This window comes from Rhodococcus jostii NBRC 16295, from assembly GCF_001894825.1.
Classification (GTDB): Bacteria; Actinomycetota; Actinomycetes; order Mycobacteriales; family Mycobacteriaceae; genus Rhodococcus_F; species Rhodococcus_F jostii.
On sequence record NZ_BCWY01000082.1, the window covers coordinates 22,512 to 38,594 of the forward strand.

The window sequence follows — 16,083 nt, forward strand, 5'->3', positions numbered from 1 at the left end:
GCGCGCGGCGAACACCTCCATCCAGAATCTGGATCAATTCAAATTTGGGTCTTGACACGAATTGTGACCCCTGTCACGCTTCTCTATACGGAATCATTATTTCGCATTGTGGAAGAAGGGTCGCATGGTTCTCGATGCAGGACTCCAACGATTCAACGAGGCGTCACAGTCCGAGGCAACGGTATGGGCACGGATCTGCCTGGACATTCCCCGATGGGCAGACGAACTCGTCTCCGCCCGGCCGTACCCCGATCGCGCCTCGCTCCTCACCGCGGCGAGGACGGGATCCGACCCGCTCTCGGCGGTGGAGATCGAACAAGCCCTCGCGCGCCATCCCCGCATCGGTGAACCCCCGGGCGGCGACGACACCGAGGCGCACCTGGCCCGCTCGGAGCAGTCGGACGTCGACTCGTCCGACGCGGCAGCGCAGAAGCGGCTCACCGACGGCAATCGTGCCTACGAGGACAAGTTCGGACGGGTCTTCCTCGTCCGGGCGGCCGGCCGCACCACGTCCGACATCCTCACCGCGCTCGACCGGCGACTCCTCAACGACGACGACCGCGAATTGATCGTGGTCGCAGAGGAACTGCGCGACATCGCTGCACGCCGGCTCGCAGGAATGCTGGACGCATGAGTGGCGTCAGCCAGGTCACCACCCACGTGCTGGACGCGGCCGAAGGCATACCGGCGCGAGAGGTGCCGGTCTCGCTGGCCGTCCTGCGCGACTCCGCGTGGAGCACCGTCGCCGACGCGGTCACCGACCACGACGGACGCGTCACGACGCTGGGCCCCGCCCGACTCGAGCCGGGTACCTACCGGATCGTCTTCGACACCGGACGCTACTTCTCCGCGAAGGGGCGTCCGACGTTCTACCCCGACATCACCATCACGTTCGCCCTGACCGACAGCGAACAGCACTACCACGTCCCTGTCCTTCTCAGCCCGTTCGCATATTCGACCTACCGAGGGAGCTAATCATGAGCAAGATCGTGCTCGGCCAGAACCAGTACGGCAAGGCGGAAGTCCGGTTGGTCAAGATCACCCGGGACTCGAGGCGACACGAGATCGAGGACGTCAGCGTCACGTCTCAACTCCGCGGAGATCTCGACGCGGTGCACACCGAAGGCGACAACGCACACGTCGTGGCCACGGACACCCAGAAGAACACGGTATACGCCTTCGCCCGCGACGGCGTCGGCTCGATCGAGACGTTCGCGATGCGACTCGGACAGCACTTCACTGGCGAGTTCGAGTGGATCACCGGCGGCCGATGGGAAATCGAGCAGTATTCGTGGGCGCGGATCCCGGTCGACGGCAAGGGTCACGACCATTCGTTCGTCCGGTCGAGTGACGAGAGGCGCAACACCGTGGTCACCATCGACGGCGACCAGACCTGGATCGTGTCCGGGCTCAGCAACATGGTGGTGTTGAAGTCGACGGGTTCGGAGTTCCGGGGATACCCGAAGGACAAGTACACGACGCTGCAGGAGACGTCCGATCGGATCCTCGCCACCTCGGTGAGCGCGCGGTGGCGGTACCTGACCACCGACGTCGATTTCGACAAGACCTTCGAGAACGTGCGATCGATCATGCTGGAGACCTTCGCCACCACGCACTCGCTCGCCCTGCAGCAGTCGCTGTTCCAGATGGGTTCGGCAGTGCTCGAGGCTCATCCCGAGATCGCCGAGGTGAAGTTCTCGATGCCGAACAAGCATCACTTCCTCGTCGACCTGGAGCCGTTCGGGCTCGACAACCCCGGCGAGGTGTTCTTCGCGGCCGACCGACCCTACGGGTTGATCGAGGCGACCGTCGAGCGCGAGGACGCTCCCGACGCCGGCCGCGCCTGGGATTCCGTTCCCGGATTCTGCTAGGAGCGCGGCCATGAAGCGGATCGGACATCGGGTGGCCGGAGCAGCCGGACCCGAAGACGAGCGTTTGCCGCTCGGAAAGTCGTACGTGTACGGGTTGCAGCACATCCTGACCATGTACGGCGGAGTGATCGCGCCTCCCCTGATCGTCGGCGGCGCTGCGGGTCTGACCGGCGTCGAGATCGGCCTGCTCGTGTCGGCGGCATTGTTCGTCAGCGGCGCGGCCACACTCCTGCAGACCCTCGGAATTCCGTTCTTCGGGGCGAAGCTGCCACTGGTGCAGGGCATTTCCTTTGCCTCGGTGTCCACGATGGTGGCCGTGGCGGCCGGACCGGGCGGACTCCGCTCCGTGTTCGGCGCCATCATGGTCGCCGGCGCGATCGGTCTGCTGATCAGCCCGTTCTTCTGCAAGATCGTGCGCTACTTTCCGCCCGTCGTCACCGGGTCGATCATCACCGTCATCGGCATCTCGCTCCTTCCCGTCGCGGTGCGCTGGGCGATGGGCGGCAATGCCAAGGCTCCGGATTGGGGGTCGATGTCCAACATCGGCCTCGCCGGGTTCAGCCTGTTCGTCGTGTTGCTGGTGAGCCGTCTGGTCCAGGGAACGCTGTCCCGGCTGTCCATTCTGATCGGCATCGTCGTGGGCACCCTGTTCGCCGCACTGATCGGCAAGGCCGACTTCGGCGCCGTCGGGAAGGGCGCGATCTTCGAACTGCCGCAGGTGTTCTCGTTCGGCAGTCCCGTATTCCAGATCGGCGCGATCATCTCCATGACCGTGGTGATCCTCGTGATCATGACCGAGACGACGGCCGACATCCTCGCGGTCGGCGAGATCGTCGGGACGAAGGTCGATGCACGCCGGGTCGGTGACGGTCTCCGCGCCGACATGCTCGCCACCACCGTGGCGCCGGTGTTCGGAACGTTCCCGGCCAGTGCGTTCGCGCAGAACGTCGGGCTCGTCGCGATCACGGGGATCAAGAGCAGATACGTCGTCGCGGCCGGCGGCTCGGTTCTGTTCGCCCTCGGACTCTTTCCCGTGCTCGGGCGTCTGGTGGCCTCCGTGCCGCTACCCGTCCTCGGCGGGGCGGGGATCGTCCTCTTCGGTTCGGTGGCGGCGAGCGGAATCCGGACACTGTCCAAGGTCTCGTACGACGGCAACCTCAACCTGGTGATCGTCGCGGTGGCCCTCGGGTTCGGTGTCATTCCGATCGCGGTCCCGGAGTTCTACTCGGCCTTCCCGGAATGGGTTCACATCGTCTTCGACTCGGGCATCAGTGCGGCGAGCATCGTCGCGGTACTGCTGAACATCCTGTTCAACGAGATCAAGACCGGAAACAGAGCCACTCCCTCGGTGGTCTCGGCGGCACCACCGGTTCTCGTCGACCGCGCGGAGGCCGCGGATCGACCGGAAGCCACGGCACGCACCACTGCCGTGCGCAATGAGTGAACCTCCGTATCAGCCCACACTGGCGCAGCTCCGCGCTTTCGCCGCCGTAGCCACCCATCTGCATTTCGGCTCGGCAGCAACCGATCTCGGGATCAGCCAACCCACTCTCTCACAGGGGCTGGCTGCTCTCGAGACCGGGCTCGGGGTCACCCTGATCCAGCGGACCACTCGCCGGGCGATCCTCACGACGATCGGCAGGCGACTGCTTCCGCACGCGCAGCGCACCCTCGACGGCACGGAGGAGTTCGTGGCCATGGCGTCGGGGCTGGCTTCGCTACCGGTCCCCGACTGCTCCGCCTTCCCGGCGACGATCGAGTAGGCGCATGACCCTCGTCGCACTCACCCCGTGAACGACGACGGAGAGGACGACAGTGAAGGCCACCGTCGACCACAACCATTTCTGGTCATCCACGCCGGCTTCCGCAGCGGCGTAGGCGAGATAGTAGATCGACCCTATTCCGCGAACCCCGAAGAATGCGGTGACCCGACGCTCGGGGCCGGACATCTCCTTGCAGCCCAGCAGCGAAACCCATCCCACCACGGGCCGGATGACGAGAACGAGGAGCACGGCCACGAGAACCCCACCCCACGTCAGTTCCGCCAGCAGGCCCGACGTGAGCGCCACCCCGACCAGCAGCAGCACGGCGAGGGTCAGCACGTGTTCGAGTTGCTCGATCAGGTTGTGCATCTCGGCGTGGTAGTCGTGGGCGCGTTCCGTCCGCCGGATGGCGACGGCGCAGGCGAAGACCGCGAGAAACCCGTATCCGCCCACCAACTCGGTGAGACCGTAGACGGCGAACGTCGCGGCCAGCGCGAAGATGGGTTCGCTGCGTTCGGCGAGTCGCATGTGCGCGATCGGGAAGCGGAAGACGGCGCGGCCGAACAGATCACCGGCAATCCATCCGACGACCGCACCGATGACGATCTTGCCGATCAGCTCCCAGGCCACCCAGCCGACTATCCAGTTCTCGATCGGCCCCTCGGTGATCATGAACAGTGCCAGGTACACGAACGGGAAGGCGAGAGCGTCGTTGAGCCCGGCTTCGGAGGTGAGCGCGAAGCGGACCTCGTCGTCCTCCCGGTGAGATTCGCCGCCCGACGTGGGACCTTCCACCTGTACGTCGGATGCCAGCACCGGGTCGGTGGGCGCGAGGACGGCTCCGAGCAGGATCGCGACGGCCGGGGTCAACGCCGCCGCCCACCAGCCGACCAGTGCGACGGCAGCGATACCGAGGGGCATCGCGATCAGCAGCAGACGCCACGTCGAGTTCCACGTCCGCCAACCCAATGGCCTGTCGATCGCCAATCCCACACCCATCAGCGCGACGATGACGCAGATTTCGCTCAGGTGCTCCGTCACAGCGGGATGCAGTGCCGGCGACAGGGTGCCCGTCCCCGACTCGCCGAGGAACAGCCCGACGCCCGCGCCGACCGCCAGGACGATCAGCGGCGCCGAGACGGCACGGTCCTGGAACAGGTCCGGAACGGTGGCGGCGAGCAGAAGAGCCAGGCCGGCCGTCAGATACACGAGATCGGTGTTCAGTGCGGTCCACCCACCTCCGCGCGCAGCAACGTCGCCATCCGCGCGTCGAACGCCACGAACAGCACCCGGGGAATTCCGGCATCCGATTCGCGGACGGCACCGACCGCCTGCCGGACGGCGTCGTCCGCGGGCCAGCCGTACACGCCGGACGAGATCAGCGGGAACGCGACAGAGTGCGCGCCGAGGTCGGAGGCCACCGCCAGGCTGCTGGTGTAGGCGCTGCGCAGGGTGGCCGACCGATCGTCGGACGCGGAGTAGACGGGTCCGACGGTGTGGATCACCCACCGCGCGGGCAGCCGGCCCGCAGTCGTCGCCACCGCCTGTCCGGCGGGCAGACCGTCGTGCAGCGTGGTGGCCCGCAGCTGCCGGCATTCGGCGAGGATCTCGGGCCCACCGGCCCGGTGGATGGCGCCGTCCACACCCCCGCCGCCGAGCAGTCCCGAGTTGGCGGCGTTCACGATCGCGTCGACCTCGACGTTCGTGATATCTCCCTGCACTACCTCGATGGCGGTCATCTCTACATTATCGTCGCGACCCGACGGCGATCCGCACGATCAGTCCGGCGATCAGCGCCCAGAACGCAGACCCGATACCGAGGATCCCGACGCCCGAGGCGGCGATCAGGAACGTGACGACGGCGCCTTCCCGTTCTCGGACGTCGTCGAGGGCGGAGGCCAGCGCCCCGCCGAGAGTGCCGAGGAGAGCGAGACCGGCAACGGCCTCCACAACACCTTCGGGTGCCGCGGCGATGAGGGTGGCCACCGCGGCGGAACACGCCGCGAGCACCAGGTACGCCCAGCCCGCCGTGAACGCCGCGACCCACCGCCTCGTGGGATCGGGGTGGGCGGACGGCGCGGCGGCGAGAGCGGCGCTGATGGCGGCGAGGTTGATCGCGTGCCCACCGGCGGGCGCGCCCACCAGGGTCCCGACCCCGGTGACCAGCATCGCCGGCCGCCACGGCACCCGGTAGCCGAACGAGTTCATCACCGCTGTCCCGGGAATGTTCTGCGACGCCATGGTCACGATGTACAGCGGGACGGCGATCCCGATCATCGCCTGCCACGTCCACGCCGGTGCGGTGACGTCCAGCGACGGCAGCAGCGCGCTCGTGTCGAGTCCGTCGCCGCCGGAGACGAGACCGATCGCGATCACGACACCCGCGGCCGCGAATGCTGCCGGCACCGCCCACCGCGGCGAGTACCGCTGCAGAATCAGCCACACCAGGACCACGGGCGCGACGGCCAGCGGTGCGTCCCGCAGAGCGAGCACCGGCGCCAGGCACAGCGGCAACAGCACTCCCGCGAGCATCGCCTGCGCCAACGCGGAGGGGATGGCCGCGATGAGCCTGCCCAGCCGCGGCCACAGCCCGGTGAGGATCACCGCCGCACCCACGACGACGAACGCGCCGACCGCCGCGGGCCAGCCACCGCTCACCGTTCCCGCACCGGCGAGAAGAGCGGCACCCGGCGTCGACCACGCCAACGTGATCGGCATGCGGTAGTGCCGCGATAACCACAGCATCCCCAGCGCCTGCGTCACACACAGCGCCAGCAGTCCCGACGCCGCCTGGGCGGAGTTTGCGCCCACCGCAGTCAATCCGGTGAGCACCACCGCGAACGAACTGGTGAAGCCCACCAGGGCGGTGACGATTCCGGCACTGATCGGCTGGGCGGCGGAATCGGGTGAACGCACGTCGCTGTCGGGCACAGACATAGGACGCGATTCTGCCCGACGCGTGGTCCCGGTGATCCGTGGCATTAGGGTCGGGGCGGTGAAACACGACGACGCCCCCGCGCTGCCGACCGCCGCCGACTTCCCCGCCCTGTGGCCGGTCCCGACCCGCTGGGAGGACAACGACCACTACGGGCACGTCAACAACGTCACGTACTACTCGTACTTCGACACGGCCGTCAACGGCTGGCTGATCGCGACGACGGGCACCGACATCCGCGACCTGCCCGCCATCGGCGTGGTCGCCGAGACGTCCTGCAAGTACATCAGCGAACTGACGTTCCCGGACCGCGTGCAGGTGGGGTTGTCGATCGAGAAGCTGGGCACCCGGAGCATCGTGTATGCGCTCGCGATCTTCCGGGAGAACGACGACGCCCTCGAACTCGCGGCGCTCGGCCGCTTCGTGCACGTGTACGTGGACGCGAGGACCCGGAAGCCGGTGCCGATCCCTGCCGAAATTCGCAGCGCCGCAACCCTACTGGTGGTTCCGGACGCCGACTGAGCGTCCGGTACCGGTCAGCGGTTCAGCGTAGGCCCTCGGACTCCGCCGTGGCCACGGCACGGGCGATGATCCCGTCGATCAACGCGACGGTGGGCGCACCGGTCTCGGCCTTGTTCCGGGGGTCGTCGATCACCCGGCGCAGGACGCCTTCGGCGATGATCGCCAGCTTCCACAACGCCAGGACGTGCCAATACCCCACGTGCGTGACATCGCGTTTCGTGTGGTGGACGTACGCCTCCACCAGTTCGGCCCGGGTCGGGAATCCTTCGAGCGTGGACGCAGGAAACGGTCCGGGGTCCTCGTCGCCCGCCTCGGGCCAGTAGGCCAGCAACGCGCCGACGTCGGCGAGCGGGTCGCCCAGCGTGCACAGTTCCCAATCGACCACCGCGACCACTTCTCCCTCCTCCGGGGAGGTGATGACGTTGCTCAGGTGAAAATCGCCGTGCACCAACGACAGTTCGGCCTGCTCCGGCATGTTGCGCTGGAGGATGCCCGCCAGGTCCTCGATTGCCGGGACGTCCCGGGTACGGGACTTCTCCCACTGGTCTGTCCAGCGCTTCAACTGCCTTGCCGCGTAAGGCTTGTGGCTGGCCAGATCCTCCAGACCGGCATCCCGTAGATCGACCGCATGGATCTTCGCGAGGGCCTTCGGCATCGCGAGCCCGACGGCATTGCGCTGCTCGGGTGTCAGCTTCTTCGCCACCCCGACACTGTCGATCACCACCCCCGCGACATAGCTCATCAGCACGAGCGGCGCGTCCGTGACCTCCGGATCGTCGGTGAGCCCGAGGATCTTCGGCACCGGAACGTCGGATCCCTGTAGAGACGACAGAATCCGATGCTCCCGGACGACGTCGTGCGCCGATGCGAGCAGATGCCCGAGCGGTGGCCGCCGCAGCACCCACCGTCCACCACCCGCGTCGCTGACCGCGTACGTGAGATTCGATTGACCGTTTCCGATCCTCTCGAAGCTCAGCGGCGCGATCGCTCCCACACCGAGTCCGGCAATCCACGCAGAAACGGCATCTTCGTTCAGCCCCACAGCATTCACGCGCTCGATGCTAACCGCTCCGGAGCCCGATCCGCGGGGAACCGGTCCGCACCGCAGGTCGCGGACCTAGGGTGGCAACAGTGAGGCCGCTTCGGCCGGAACTGGAGGGACGGACGTGGAAGTTTTCCTCATCGTGTGCGGCGTGCTCCTCGCCGTGAGTGCCGTCGCCGTGAGCATTCCCAAGCTGAGATTGAAGGGAACCGCGTGGACCGGGTTGCAGGCCCGGGGGCTGAGCGGGCAACAGGTCCGGCTGATCGGTGTGGCGGAACTCGCCGGCGGCGTCGGCGTCCTCGTCGGCCTGTACTGGACACCGCTGGGGGTGATCGCGGCGGTCGCGCTGCTGATCCTGCTCCTGTGCGCTGTCGCCTTCCACGTCAGGAACGGCGACTACGGCAATCCCGACACGCGGGCGGTCGCGATGCCCGCCGTGTACCTGGCAGTGCTGGCCGTTCTCGCCTCGATCGGGTTCGTGTTCGCGGGGTGATCCGGGTTCCCGGACCCTTGCAGCAACAACCTGACATGGGGGGAGTCCGAACTGGTCATTAGACGCAGTATGACACCCGCCTGACCCCCAAAACTGGGCAATGTGCTCGATCGCGGCGGTGCCCCTTGCGCACTTCGCGTTCTCGTGGATGCTGTGAAGTAGGACACACACTTGCCCTACCGCAGTACACGTCTCCCACGAACCCACAAGGTTCACGGACTCGACAACGCGAGGTGAATCCGATGGTCGACAAGATTGCCTATCCGGTCCAGCTCATCCAGCCGGACGGCCGACGGGTCTTCAGACCCGACTACACCAGCCTGGTCCGCGACATCGGACCCGAACAACTGCGCGACCTCTACGAAGACCTCGTGGCCACGCGTCGGATGGATGTCGAGGCGGTGGCCCTGCAACGCCAGGGTGAACTGGGACTCTGGGCCCCGATGCTCGGCCAGGAAGCCGCGCAGGTCGGCTCGGCCCGCGCTCTCCGCCCCGACGACTACGCGTTCATCAGCTATCGCGAACACGCCGTCGCCTACTGCCGGGGCGTGGACCCGGGGGTGATGACCCGCATGTGGCGGGGATGCGCCCATTCCGCCTGGGATCCGAGTTCGGTGAACGTGACGAACCCCGCGATCGTCGTCGGCTCCCAGGGGCTGCACGCCACCGGGTACGCGATGGGCGCCCATCTCGACGGCGCGGAGATCGCGACGATCGCCTACTTCGGCGACGGCGCCACCAGCCAGGGCGACCTCGCCGAGGCCCTCGGATTCTCGATGAGCTTCAACGCGCCGGTCGTATTCTTCTGCCAGAACAACCAGTTCGCGATCAGCGAACCGGTCCGCCTGCAGAGTCCCGTCCCCATCGCACAGCGCGCCGCCGGGTACGGCATGCCCGCACTCCGGGTGGACGGCAACGACGTTCTCGCGGTCCTCGCGGTGACCCGTCAGGCCACCCAGCGGGCACGGGACGGCAGCGGGCCGACGTTCATCGAGGCCATCACGTACCGCATGGGCCCCCACACCACGTCGGACGACCCCACCCGGTACCGCGCGGCGGCGGAGACGGAGGTCTGGAAGGCCCGCGACCCGATCGACCGGATGAGGCGACTCCTCGACCGCGAGGGCCTGCTCGACGACGCTTTCCTCGCCCGGGTGCAGGCCACTGCCGACGACGTCGCGGCCCGACTGCGGTCCGGGACCGTCGAGGCGCCCGACCCCGCGCCGCTCGACGTGTTCGAGCACGTGTATTCCACCGACCACCCGCTCATCGACGAGGAACGCGAGCAGTACGCCGCGTACCTCGCAGGCTTCGCCGGCATCGAGGAGGCACTGTCATGACCACCACCACGCTGTCGCTCGGCGCCGCACTCAACGCAGGACTCCGACGCGCCCTCGAACACGACCGCAAGGTCGTGATCATGGGTGAGGACGTCGGGCGCCTCGGCGGGGTCTTCCGGGTCACCGACACACTGCAGAAGGACTTCGGCGACAACCGGGTCATCGACACTCCGCTGGCCGAATCGGGGATCGTCGGCGCCGCGTTCGGAATGGCACTGCGCGGCTACCGGCCCGTTTGCGAGATCCAGTTCGACGGATTCGTGTACCCCGCGTTCGACCAGATCGTGTCGCAGGTGGCCAAGATTCACTACCGCACCCAGGGCCGGATCACCGCGCCCCTCACCATCCGGATCCCGTACGGCGGTGGCATCGGCGCGGTCGAGCACCACTCGGAGTCACCCGAGGCGTACTTCGCCCACACCGCCGGACTGCGCGTCGTCACTCCCAGCAACCCGGCGGACGCGTTCCACATGATCCAGCAGTCCGTCGCGGCGGACGACCCGGTGGTGTTCTTCGAACCGAAGCGGCGGTACTGGGACAAGGCCGAGTTCGACGTGGACGCCGAACCGGACCTGCCGCTGCATCAGGCGCGCGTGGCCCGGGTGGGCACCGACGCCACGATCGTCGCGTACGGCTCCGTCGTCCCGACGGCACTGTCGGCCGCTGCCGTCGCCGCAGACGAGGGCCACTCCCTCGAGGTGATCGACCTGCGGTCCCTCTCCCCGATCGACTTCGACACCATCGAGGAATCGGTCCGCAAGACCGGAAGGCTCGTCGTCGCGCACGAGGCCTCGACGTTCGCCGGTCTGGGCGCGGAGATCGCCGCCCGCATCTCCGAGCGGTGTTTCTACCAACTCGACGCACCCGTCCTGCGGGTCGGCGGATTCGACGTTCCGTATCCGCCGTCGAAGCTGGAACTGCATCATCTGCCCGACGCCGACCGCCTGCTCGACGCCGTCGATCGCAGCCTCGCGGCCTGATCGCAACTCATCGGAGGAGAGGAGTCGTCCGTTGGCGCAGGAATTCCGCCTACCCGATCTCGGTGAAGGGCTGACGGAGGCCGAGCTGGTCTCCTGGGCCGTCGAGGTGGGCCAGACGATCGAACTCAATCAGGTCATCGGTGAAGTCGAGACGGCGAAGGCGCTCGTCGAGTTGCCTTCGCCGTACGCGGGCGTCGTGGCGGACTTGCTGGTGTCGCCGGGAACGACGGTGCCGGTGGGGACTCCGATCATCCGGATCACCACGGATGCGGCCACCGAGGAACTGCCCACGCGCACGCCCGTTCTGGTGGGGTACGGGCCCGAGGCCGCGGCCGAGAGCAAACGTGCGAGGCGGAAGCTGGTGGCTGCAGCGGAGACCGGTGCCGTGCCGGACCGTCGGCGGCCCGACTCCTCGCCGGCAGCCCGGGTGGCGGCCCGCGAACTCGGGGTCGACCTCGCCGTCGTCGCGGGAACGGGGCCGTCCGGCGCCGTCACGCGGAACGACGTGAAATCCCATGCAGGATCGGCCGGGCAGGTCGTGTCGCCCACACCGGAGCCGTCGGAGTTCTCGGAGCCCTCGGAGCGCGAAACGCGCACCCCGATCCGCAGCGTCCGCAAGCAGACCGCGGAAGCGATGGTCCGCAGCGCCTTCACCGCCCCGCACGTCACCGAATTCGTGACCGTCGACGTGACCCGGTCGGTGGAACTGCTCGACCGGCTGCGGGAACTCCCCGAATTCGAGGGACTGTCGGTGACACCGCTGACCCTGGTCGCGAAGGCGATGATCGTCGCGCTGCGGAAGAACCCGAGCCTCAACGCGTCGTGGGACGAGGAGCATCAGGAGATCGTCACCAAGCACTACGTCAATCTCGGCATCGCCGCGGCCACGCCCCGCGGGCTGGTGGTCCCCAACATCAAGGACGCGCAGGCGCTGAGCCTGCTGGAACTGTGCGGGGCGATCACCGAACTGACCGCAACCGCACGCAGCGGCCGGGCCACGCCCGCGCAACTCACCGGCGGCACCGTGTCGATCACCAACGTCGGCGTGTTCGGCGTCGACGCGGGCACGCCCATCCTCAACCCCGGCGAATCGGCCATCCTCTGCCTGGGCAGCGTCACCCAGAGACCGTGGGTGCACGAGGACGAACTCGCGGTGCGGTGGGTCACCACCCTGAGCGTGTCGTTCGATCACCGGGTGGTCGACGGCGAGCAGGGGTCGAGGTTCCTGTCGTCCGTCGCCGCGATGCTGCACGACCCCGCCTCACTGCTCGCACACCTCTGATCCTCGGTACGTTTGATCGGTGAGCACTCCCCGAGCGTCCCCGGTCGACAAGCGCGAACCGGTGGCCGAGCCGCTCCGCAGGGCCCGTGCGGGAACGTTCGGGATCTTCGGAACCAACGGATTCCTGCTCGGTATGTGGGTCGTGCACATTCCGGCGATCGAGCACCGGACCGGGATCAGCCACTCGACACTGGGTTCGCTGCTGCTCCTGCTGGCGGTCGGCGCGATCGGCGGCATGCAACTCAGTGGTCCGCTGGCCGACCGGTTCGGCAGCAGGCGGATGGTGATCGTCGCCGGACTCACGCTGTCGGTAGCCACGGTGGGTCCTGGGCTGGCGTCCGGCGCCTGGCAACTCGGTCTCGCACTGCTCGCGTTCGGCTTCGCCAACGGCGCACTGGACGTGTCGATGAACTCGCAGGCCGTCGAAGTCGAGCAGCGGTATCGACGGCCCATCATGTCGGCGTTCCACGCCCTGTTCTCCGTCGGCGGAGTAGCCGGATCGCTCCTCGGAGCGGCGACGCTCGCCGCGGGATGGGCACCAGTGACGGCGCTCCTCGTCGCCGGCGGAATCGGCGTCGTCACCGTCGCCGCGGGCTCGCGGTGGCTGATGGCGGACCGACCGCGGTCCCGGCACGAGTCGGCCCCCGCCGAGCAGGCGCACGGCCGGCTGTCCGCACGGGTGCTCGCGCTCGGGGGAATCGCGTTCGTCCTCATGCTGTCGGAGGGCGTCGCGAACGACTGGAGCACGCTGCAGGTCAAGGAACATCTCGGAACGTCGGATTCGGTCGCCGCCCTCGCGTTCGGTGCCTTCTCGGTGATGATGACCGTGGGCCGGTTCACCGCCGACCGTGTGAGCGCCGCGCTCGGCCCCGTCGCCGTCGTCCGCTACGGCACCCTGATCGCGGCCCTCGGCATGCTGCTCGTCCTCGTCTCCGGACTGCTCCCGCTCACGATTGTGGGCTGGGCGTTGTTCGGCCTGGGGCTGTCGGGCTGCGTCCCCCAGATCTTCACCGCCGCGGGCAACCTCGGTTCCGGTTCCGCGGGCACCAACATGTCGCGGGTGGTCGGGCTGGGGTACGTCGGATTCCTCGCAGGCCCGGCGACCATCGGCTGGATCACCCAGGTGGTGCCCCTCACCGTCGCGATGGTGGTACCGCTGGTCTGCGTGCTGATCGCCGCCACGTTCGCGGGCGCCGTCCGGCGCAACTGACCCCTCAGACCACGGCGCGGTACCTGAGCATCATTTCGTGGTCCTCGTGATCGAGGATGTGACAGTGCCAGACGTAGCCCTGCAATGGATGCGTACCGTCGGACGCGTGTCCGTGGGCCGCGTGTGATCCGTGCCCGAAGACCGCGTCCGGATCGAAGCCCAGCCCCTCTGCTGTGGGAAACGCCGCGACGATCCGGGTGATGGAATTGGCGTTCGCCAGCACCGTGTCCTTGAATCCGCGCTCCCACGGCTCCGCGGGGACGAGCGGGGAGATCGTGAACGCATCCGCCGACGGGGTCCAGCGGATCCCGAGAGGCGGTTGCGGGGTGGCGAGCGCGAACCGCACAGTCTCGATCACCTGACGTCCCAGCACCCGGAAATTCGCGAGGTGCAGGTGCACCGGATGCGGATCGTTGGTTGCGTTGATGATGTTCCACTGCTCCACCGTGCCCTGGCGCGGCAACTCGATGTCCTCGGTCGAGTACCGGAGATTGTTCAGGGACATGATCGACGGCGGAAGCCGCACATCGCTCGGTTGGCTGAGCGTCACGTCCCGGTAGACGTCCGGGCGCGGAATCGGCGGCAGTGGTTCCGGCTGCCCTGGTCCCCCGCGCAGCGTGGCGGGCGGGCCGCCGGTGAATCCGCGGGCAGCGCCCACCCGGAATCTGCAGAACCTCGGCATCGTGCGTTCGCCGATGAGCGCGGCCTGGAACGGCGGCGGCTCGTCGTTGCACAACTCCACCGTCGACCCCGGTTCCAACCCGCCGAAGTCGACGAGCAGGTCGACGCGTTCGGCGGGACTCAACCGCACCCGCGATACCGCGACCGGAGCGTCCAGCAGCCCGTTGTCACCGCCGATCACACAGAACCGCATCCGGTTGCCGAAATACAGATTCCACACGCTCAGCGAACCCGCATTGACGAGTCGCAGCCGATGGAACCCGCGGGCCACGTCGAGTTCCGGCCACACCTTGCCGTTCACGACCCCGACGTCGCCGACAGCGCCCCCTTCCCAGCTGCCTTGCGGCACGGTGGGCGTCGACCGGATCCGCTGCCGTCCCTCGGCGGTGAACATCTTCTCCTGCAGTACGAGGGGAACCTCGAACTCCCCCGCCGGCAGTCCCAGCGGGTTGTCGGGGCGGCCGGTGTCGAAGTCGTCGCGCAGCAGATACAACCCGACCAGGCCCGCGTAGATGTTGAGCCGGGTCATCCCCATCGCATGGTCGTGATACCAGAGCCCGGCCGCCTCCTGCCGGTTCGGCAGGTGATGGGCGAACTCCTGACCCGGACGAAAGACCTGCTCGGGGTGCCCGTCGAACTCGGGCGGATTCACCCCGCCGTGCAGATGCATCGCCGTGGGCACCGCGGTGCGGTCCCGCTCGCTCATACCGTGCAGCGACGTGTCCACATCGACTGCGAACGGATGGGCGGCGATGGTGTTGCGGTACGCGATCGTCGTCGGCTGACCGACGTGCGCCTCGATCGTCGCGCCGAGATAGTCGGAGCCGCTGTAGGCCAATGCCGGGGACGGCGCCAGATCGGTGTGGAACTGATGGACGGTGCTGCGCGCGTGCACGTCGACGCTCGTCCCGGAGACCGTCGGCAGAATCGGGAGCCGATCACGATAGGGCTCCAGCGGAGGCGACGAGAACATCAACGGCCTCAGCGGATCGATGTCGAAAGGGAACGCAGCGGCCGACCCGGCCGACACCGCGCCCAGCCCACCACCGAGCGCCACCGCCCGCAGGAACGATCGGCGCGAAATCCGTCCACTCATATCTGTCACATCGTGCTGTCCACGCGGAAAGAGAGTCGAGATCGGTCCTGCGTTACGTTACGCCGCCGGAAGCCCTGGTCGCGGGACTCTCGTTCGGCGCACGAAGGCGACCGTTCACCGACCTCACAGTGGCCTCTCATCGATCGTTCAGCGTCGGTTGGCACACTGTGTGTCGTGACCGAATCGACTAGCAGGCTGCGTCGCAGTGTTCGTCGCCTCGCCTTCGCCGCGGCGGGTGCGGTGGCACTGTGCGCGCTGTATCTCATCCGCCCCGAATCGTCGGGTCTCGTCCTCCCAGAGGCACTCCGACCCGTCGCCGAACCTGTGATCCAGGCGATCGACGTCACCACGGTGCTCGCAGCGACCGTCGTCCTCGCCATCGTCGCGGCGATGCGAAAACTGTCGTACGGCATGGGCGCGGTGCTGGTGCTCTGCATCGGAGCCAATCTCACCAGTGCCGCGGTCCGGGCCTGGGAGGTGGACGCCCCGTCCGTGCTCCTGCCGAGCGGACACGTCGTCGCCGTCACCGCGCTGTACGGTTCGGCGCTCCTGGTGTCGGCGCCCCGGTTCCGGCCCGTCATCGCGGGCCTGGGCTTCGCCGCCGTCCTCGGTGTCGCGGGCGCTGCCGCGCTCGTCGAACCGATCGGCATCTTCGGCCTCGCGGCCGGCTTGATCATCTTCGCGATCTGGTGGGCGCTGGCGTCCACCCTGATGCTCTACTCCCCCGTCGCCGCCGAGCGCGAAGAGCGTCGGCCCGACACCGCGGCCATCGCCTTCTCCCGGCACCGCGGCAGTATCCGCTTCTGAGGCGCTGCGCGCCCGTGCGCCTTTCTGGTAACTGGAGCAACCGGAAAGGCGCACGGGCGGC

Annotated in this window: 17 protein-coding genes; 12 read left to right on the forward strand and 5 right to left on the reverse strand. The window is 67.9% G+C overall.

Annotated features, from left to right (window positions below):
- Nucleotides 1–124: 124 nt before the first annotated feature.
- The 5 genes from uraD to RJ1_RS34995 are packed head-to-tail and all read left to right on the forward strand — an operon-like array spanning nt 125 to nt 3,634.
- Nucleotides 125–634, forward strand: coding sequence for a 2-oxo-4-hydroxy-4-carboxy-5-ureidoimidazoline decarboxylase (uraD, locus tag RJ1_RS34975; RefSeq protein ID WP_073367086.1), 510 nt, complete (start codon nt 125–127; stop codon nt 632–634).
- On the forward strand, nt 631–975 hold the full coding sequence (gene uraH / locus RJ1_RS34980) for a hydroxyisourate hydrolase (protein ID WP_073367130.1): 345 nt from the start codon (nt 631–633) through the stop codon (nt 973–975). The genes uraD and uraH overlap by 4 nt, the downstream gene beginning before the upstream one ends.
- A 2-nt stretch (nt 976–977) precedes the next feature.
- Nucleotides 978–1,871: a factor-independent urate hydroxylase gene (gene pucL, locus RJ1_RS34985; protein ID WP_083400467.1), complete on the forward strand. Its 894-nt coding sequence runs from the start codon at nt 978–980 to the stop codon at nt 1,869–1,871.
- 10 nt (nt 1,872–1,881) lie between these two features.
- Complete coding sequence (locus RJ1_RS34990; protein WP_073367089.1) at nt 1,882–3,315, forward strand: nucleobase:cation symporter-2 family protein; 1,434 nt, start codon at nt 1,882–1,884, stop codon at nt 3,313–3,315.
- The gene (locus RJ1_RS34995; protein ID WP_073367092.1) at nt 3,308–3,634 is read left to right on the forward strand and encodes a LysR family transcriptional regulator; all 327 of its coding nucleotides are present in this window, start codon (nt 3,308–3,310) and stop codon (nt 3,632–3,634) included. Before RJ1_RS34990 ends, RJ1_RS34995 begins: the two co-directional genes overlap by 8 nt.
- On the opposite strand, the gene RJ1_RS35000 is transcribed toward RJ1_RS34995, so the two are convergent.
- From RJ1_RS35000 to RJ1_RS35010, 3 genes are read right to left on the reverse strand one after another with little or no spacing between them, the layout of a single operon-like run.
- The gene (locus RJ1_RS35000) at nt 3,590–4,843 is read right to left on the reverse strand and encodes a cation:proton antiporter (protein ID WP_073367095.1); all 1,254 of its coding nucleotides are present in this window, start codon (nt 4,841–4,843) and stop codon (nt 3,590–3,592) included. The two genes, RJ1_RS34995 and RJ1_RS35000, sit on opposite strands and share 45 nt — an antisense overlap.
- 11 nt (nt 4,844–4,854) lie before the next feature.
- On the reverse strand, nt 4,855–5,373 hold the full coding sequence (locus RJ1_RS35005) for an O-acetyl-ADP-ribose deacetylase (RefSeq protein WP_073367098.1): 519 nt from the start codon (nt 5,371–5,373) through the stop codon (nt 4,855–4,857).
- 7 nt (nt 5,374–5,380) lie between these two features.
- Nucleotides 5,381–6,571 (reverse strand): benzoate/H(+) symporter BenE family transporter, encoded by a 1,191-nt coding sequence (locus tag RJ1_RS35010; protein ID WP_143048887.1) that lies wholly within the window; start codon nt 6,569–6,571, stop codon nt 5,381–5,383.
- 58 nt (nt 6,572–6,629) lie between these two features.
- Between RJ1_RS35010 and RJ1_RS35015 the strand changes: the two genes are divergently transcribed.
- Complete coding sequence (locus RJ1_RS35015; protein WP_073367135.1) at nt 6,630–7,091, forward strand: acyl-CoA thioesterase; 462 nt, start codon at nt 6,630–6,632, stop codon at nt 7,089–7,091.
- 22 nt (nt 7,092–7,113) lie between these two features.
- Here the strand turns inward: RJ1_RS35015 and RJ1_RS35020 are convergent, their stop codons facing one another.
- Complete coding sequence (locus RJ1_RS35020) at nt 7,114–8,142, reverse strand: phosphotransferase family protein (protein WP_073367104.1); 1,029 nt, start codon at nt 8,140–8,142, stop codon at nt 7,114–7,116.
- A 115-nt stretch (nt 8,143–8,257) separates the two neighbouring features.
- Here RJ1_RS35020 and RJ1_RS35025 point away from each other — a divergent pair, with 115 nt between their 5' ends.
- The 5 genes from RJ1_RS35025 (at nt 8,258) to RJ1_RS35045 (ending at nt 13,438) form a co-directional block, all read left to right on the forward strand.
- The gene (locus RJ1_RS35025) at nt 8,258–8,626 is read left to right on the forward strand and encodes a DoxX family protein (RefSeq protein WP_073367107.1); all 369 of its coding nucleotides are present in this window, start codon (nt 8,258–8,260) and stop codon (nt 8,624–8,626) included.
- Between the two features lie 242 nt (nt 8,627–8,868).
- Complete coding sequence (gene pdhA / locus RJ1_RS35030; protein WP_073367138.1) at nt 8,869–9,966, forward strand: pyruvate dehydrogenase (acetyl-transferring) E1 component subunit alpha; 1,098 nt, start codon at nt 8,869–8,871, stop codon at nt 9,964–9,966.
- Nucleotides 9,963–10,946 (forward strand): alpha-ketoacid dehydrogenase subunit beta, encoded by a 984-nt coding sequence (locus tag RJ1_RS35035; RefSeq protein WP_073367112.1) that lies wholly within the window; start codon nt 9,963–9,965, stop codon nt 10,944–10,946. The genes pdhA and RJ1_RS35035 overlap by 4 nt, the downstream gene beginning before the upstream one ends.
- A gap of 31 nt (nt 10,947–10,977) precedes the next feature.
- Complete coding sequence (locus tag RJ1_RS35040; RefSeq protein ID WP_073367116.1) at nt 10,978–12,228, forward strand: dihydrolipoamide acetyltransferase family protein; 1,251 nt, start codon at nt 10,978–10,980, stop codon at nt 12,226–12,228.
- A 61-nt stretch (nt 12,229–12,289) separates the two neighbouring features.
- On the forward strand, nt 12,290–13,438 hold the full coding sequence (locus tag RJ1_RS35045; protein WP_073367141.1) for an MFS transporter: 1,149 nt from the start codon (nt 12,290–12,292) through the stop codon (nt 13,436–13,438).
- Between the two features lie 4 nt (nt 13,439–13,442).
- Here RJ1_RS35045 and RJ1_RS35050 read toward each other — a convergent pair whose 3' ends face one another.
- Complete coding sequence (locus RJ1_RS35050; RefSeq protein WP_073367119.1) at nt 13,443–15,215, reverse strand: multicopper oxidase family protein; 1,773 nt, start codon at nt 15,213–15,215, stop codon at nt 13,443–13,445.
- A gap of 174 nt (nt 15,216–15,389) precedes the next feature.
- On the opposite strand from RJ1_RS35050, the gene RJ1_RS35055 reads away from it, so the two are divergent.
- The gene (locus RJ1_RS35055; RefSeq protein ID WP_073367122.1) at nt 15,390–16,022 is read left to right on the forward strand and encodes a hypothetical protein; all 633 of its coding nucleotides are present in this window, start codon (nt 15,390–15,392) and stop codon (nt 16,020–16,022) included.
- Nucleotides 16,023–16,083 lie beyond the last annotated feature (61 nt).

Bases quoted from the DNA above. Each gene is read 5' to 3' on its own strand.
- uraD (WP_073367086.1), top strand. From the start codon at position 125: ATGGTTCTCGATGCAGGACTCCAACGATTCAACGAGGCGTCACAGTCC.
- uraH (WP_073367130.1), top strand. From the start codon at position 631: ATGAGTGGCGTCAGCCAGGTCACCACCCACGTGCTGGACGCGGCCGAA.
- pucL (WP_083400467.1), top strand. From the start codon at position 978: ATGAGCAAGATCGTGCTCGGCCAGAACCAGTACGGCAAGGCGGAAGTC.
- RJ1_RS34990 (WP_073367089.1), top strand. From the start codon at position 1,882: ATGAAGCGGATCGGACATCGGGTGGCCGGAGCAGCCGGACCCGAAGAC.
- RJ1_RS34995 (WP_073367092.1), top strand. From the start codon at position 3,308: ATGAGTGAACCTCCGTATCAGCCCACACTGGCGCAGCTCCGCGCTTTC.
- RJ1_RS35005 (WP_073367098.1), bottom strand. From the start codon at position 5,373: ATGACCGCCATCGAGGTAGTGCAGGGAGATATCACGAACGTCGAGGTC.
- RJ1_RS35010 (WP_143048887.1), bottom strand. From the start codon at position 6,571: ATGTCTGTGCCCGACAGCGACGTGCGTTCACCCGATTCCGCCGCCCAG.
- pdhA (WP_073367138.1), top strand. From the start codon at position 8,869: ATGGTCGACAAGATTGCCTATCCGGTCCAGCTCATCCAGCCGGACGGC.
- RJ1_RS35035 (WP_073367112.1), top strand. From the start codon at position 9,963: ATGACCACCACCACGCTGTCGCTCGGCGCCGCACTCAACGCAGGACTC.
- RJ1_RS35050 (WP_073367119.1), bottom strand. From the start codon at position 15,215: ATGAGTGGACGGATTTCGCGCCGATCGTTCCTGCGGGCGGTGGCGCTC.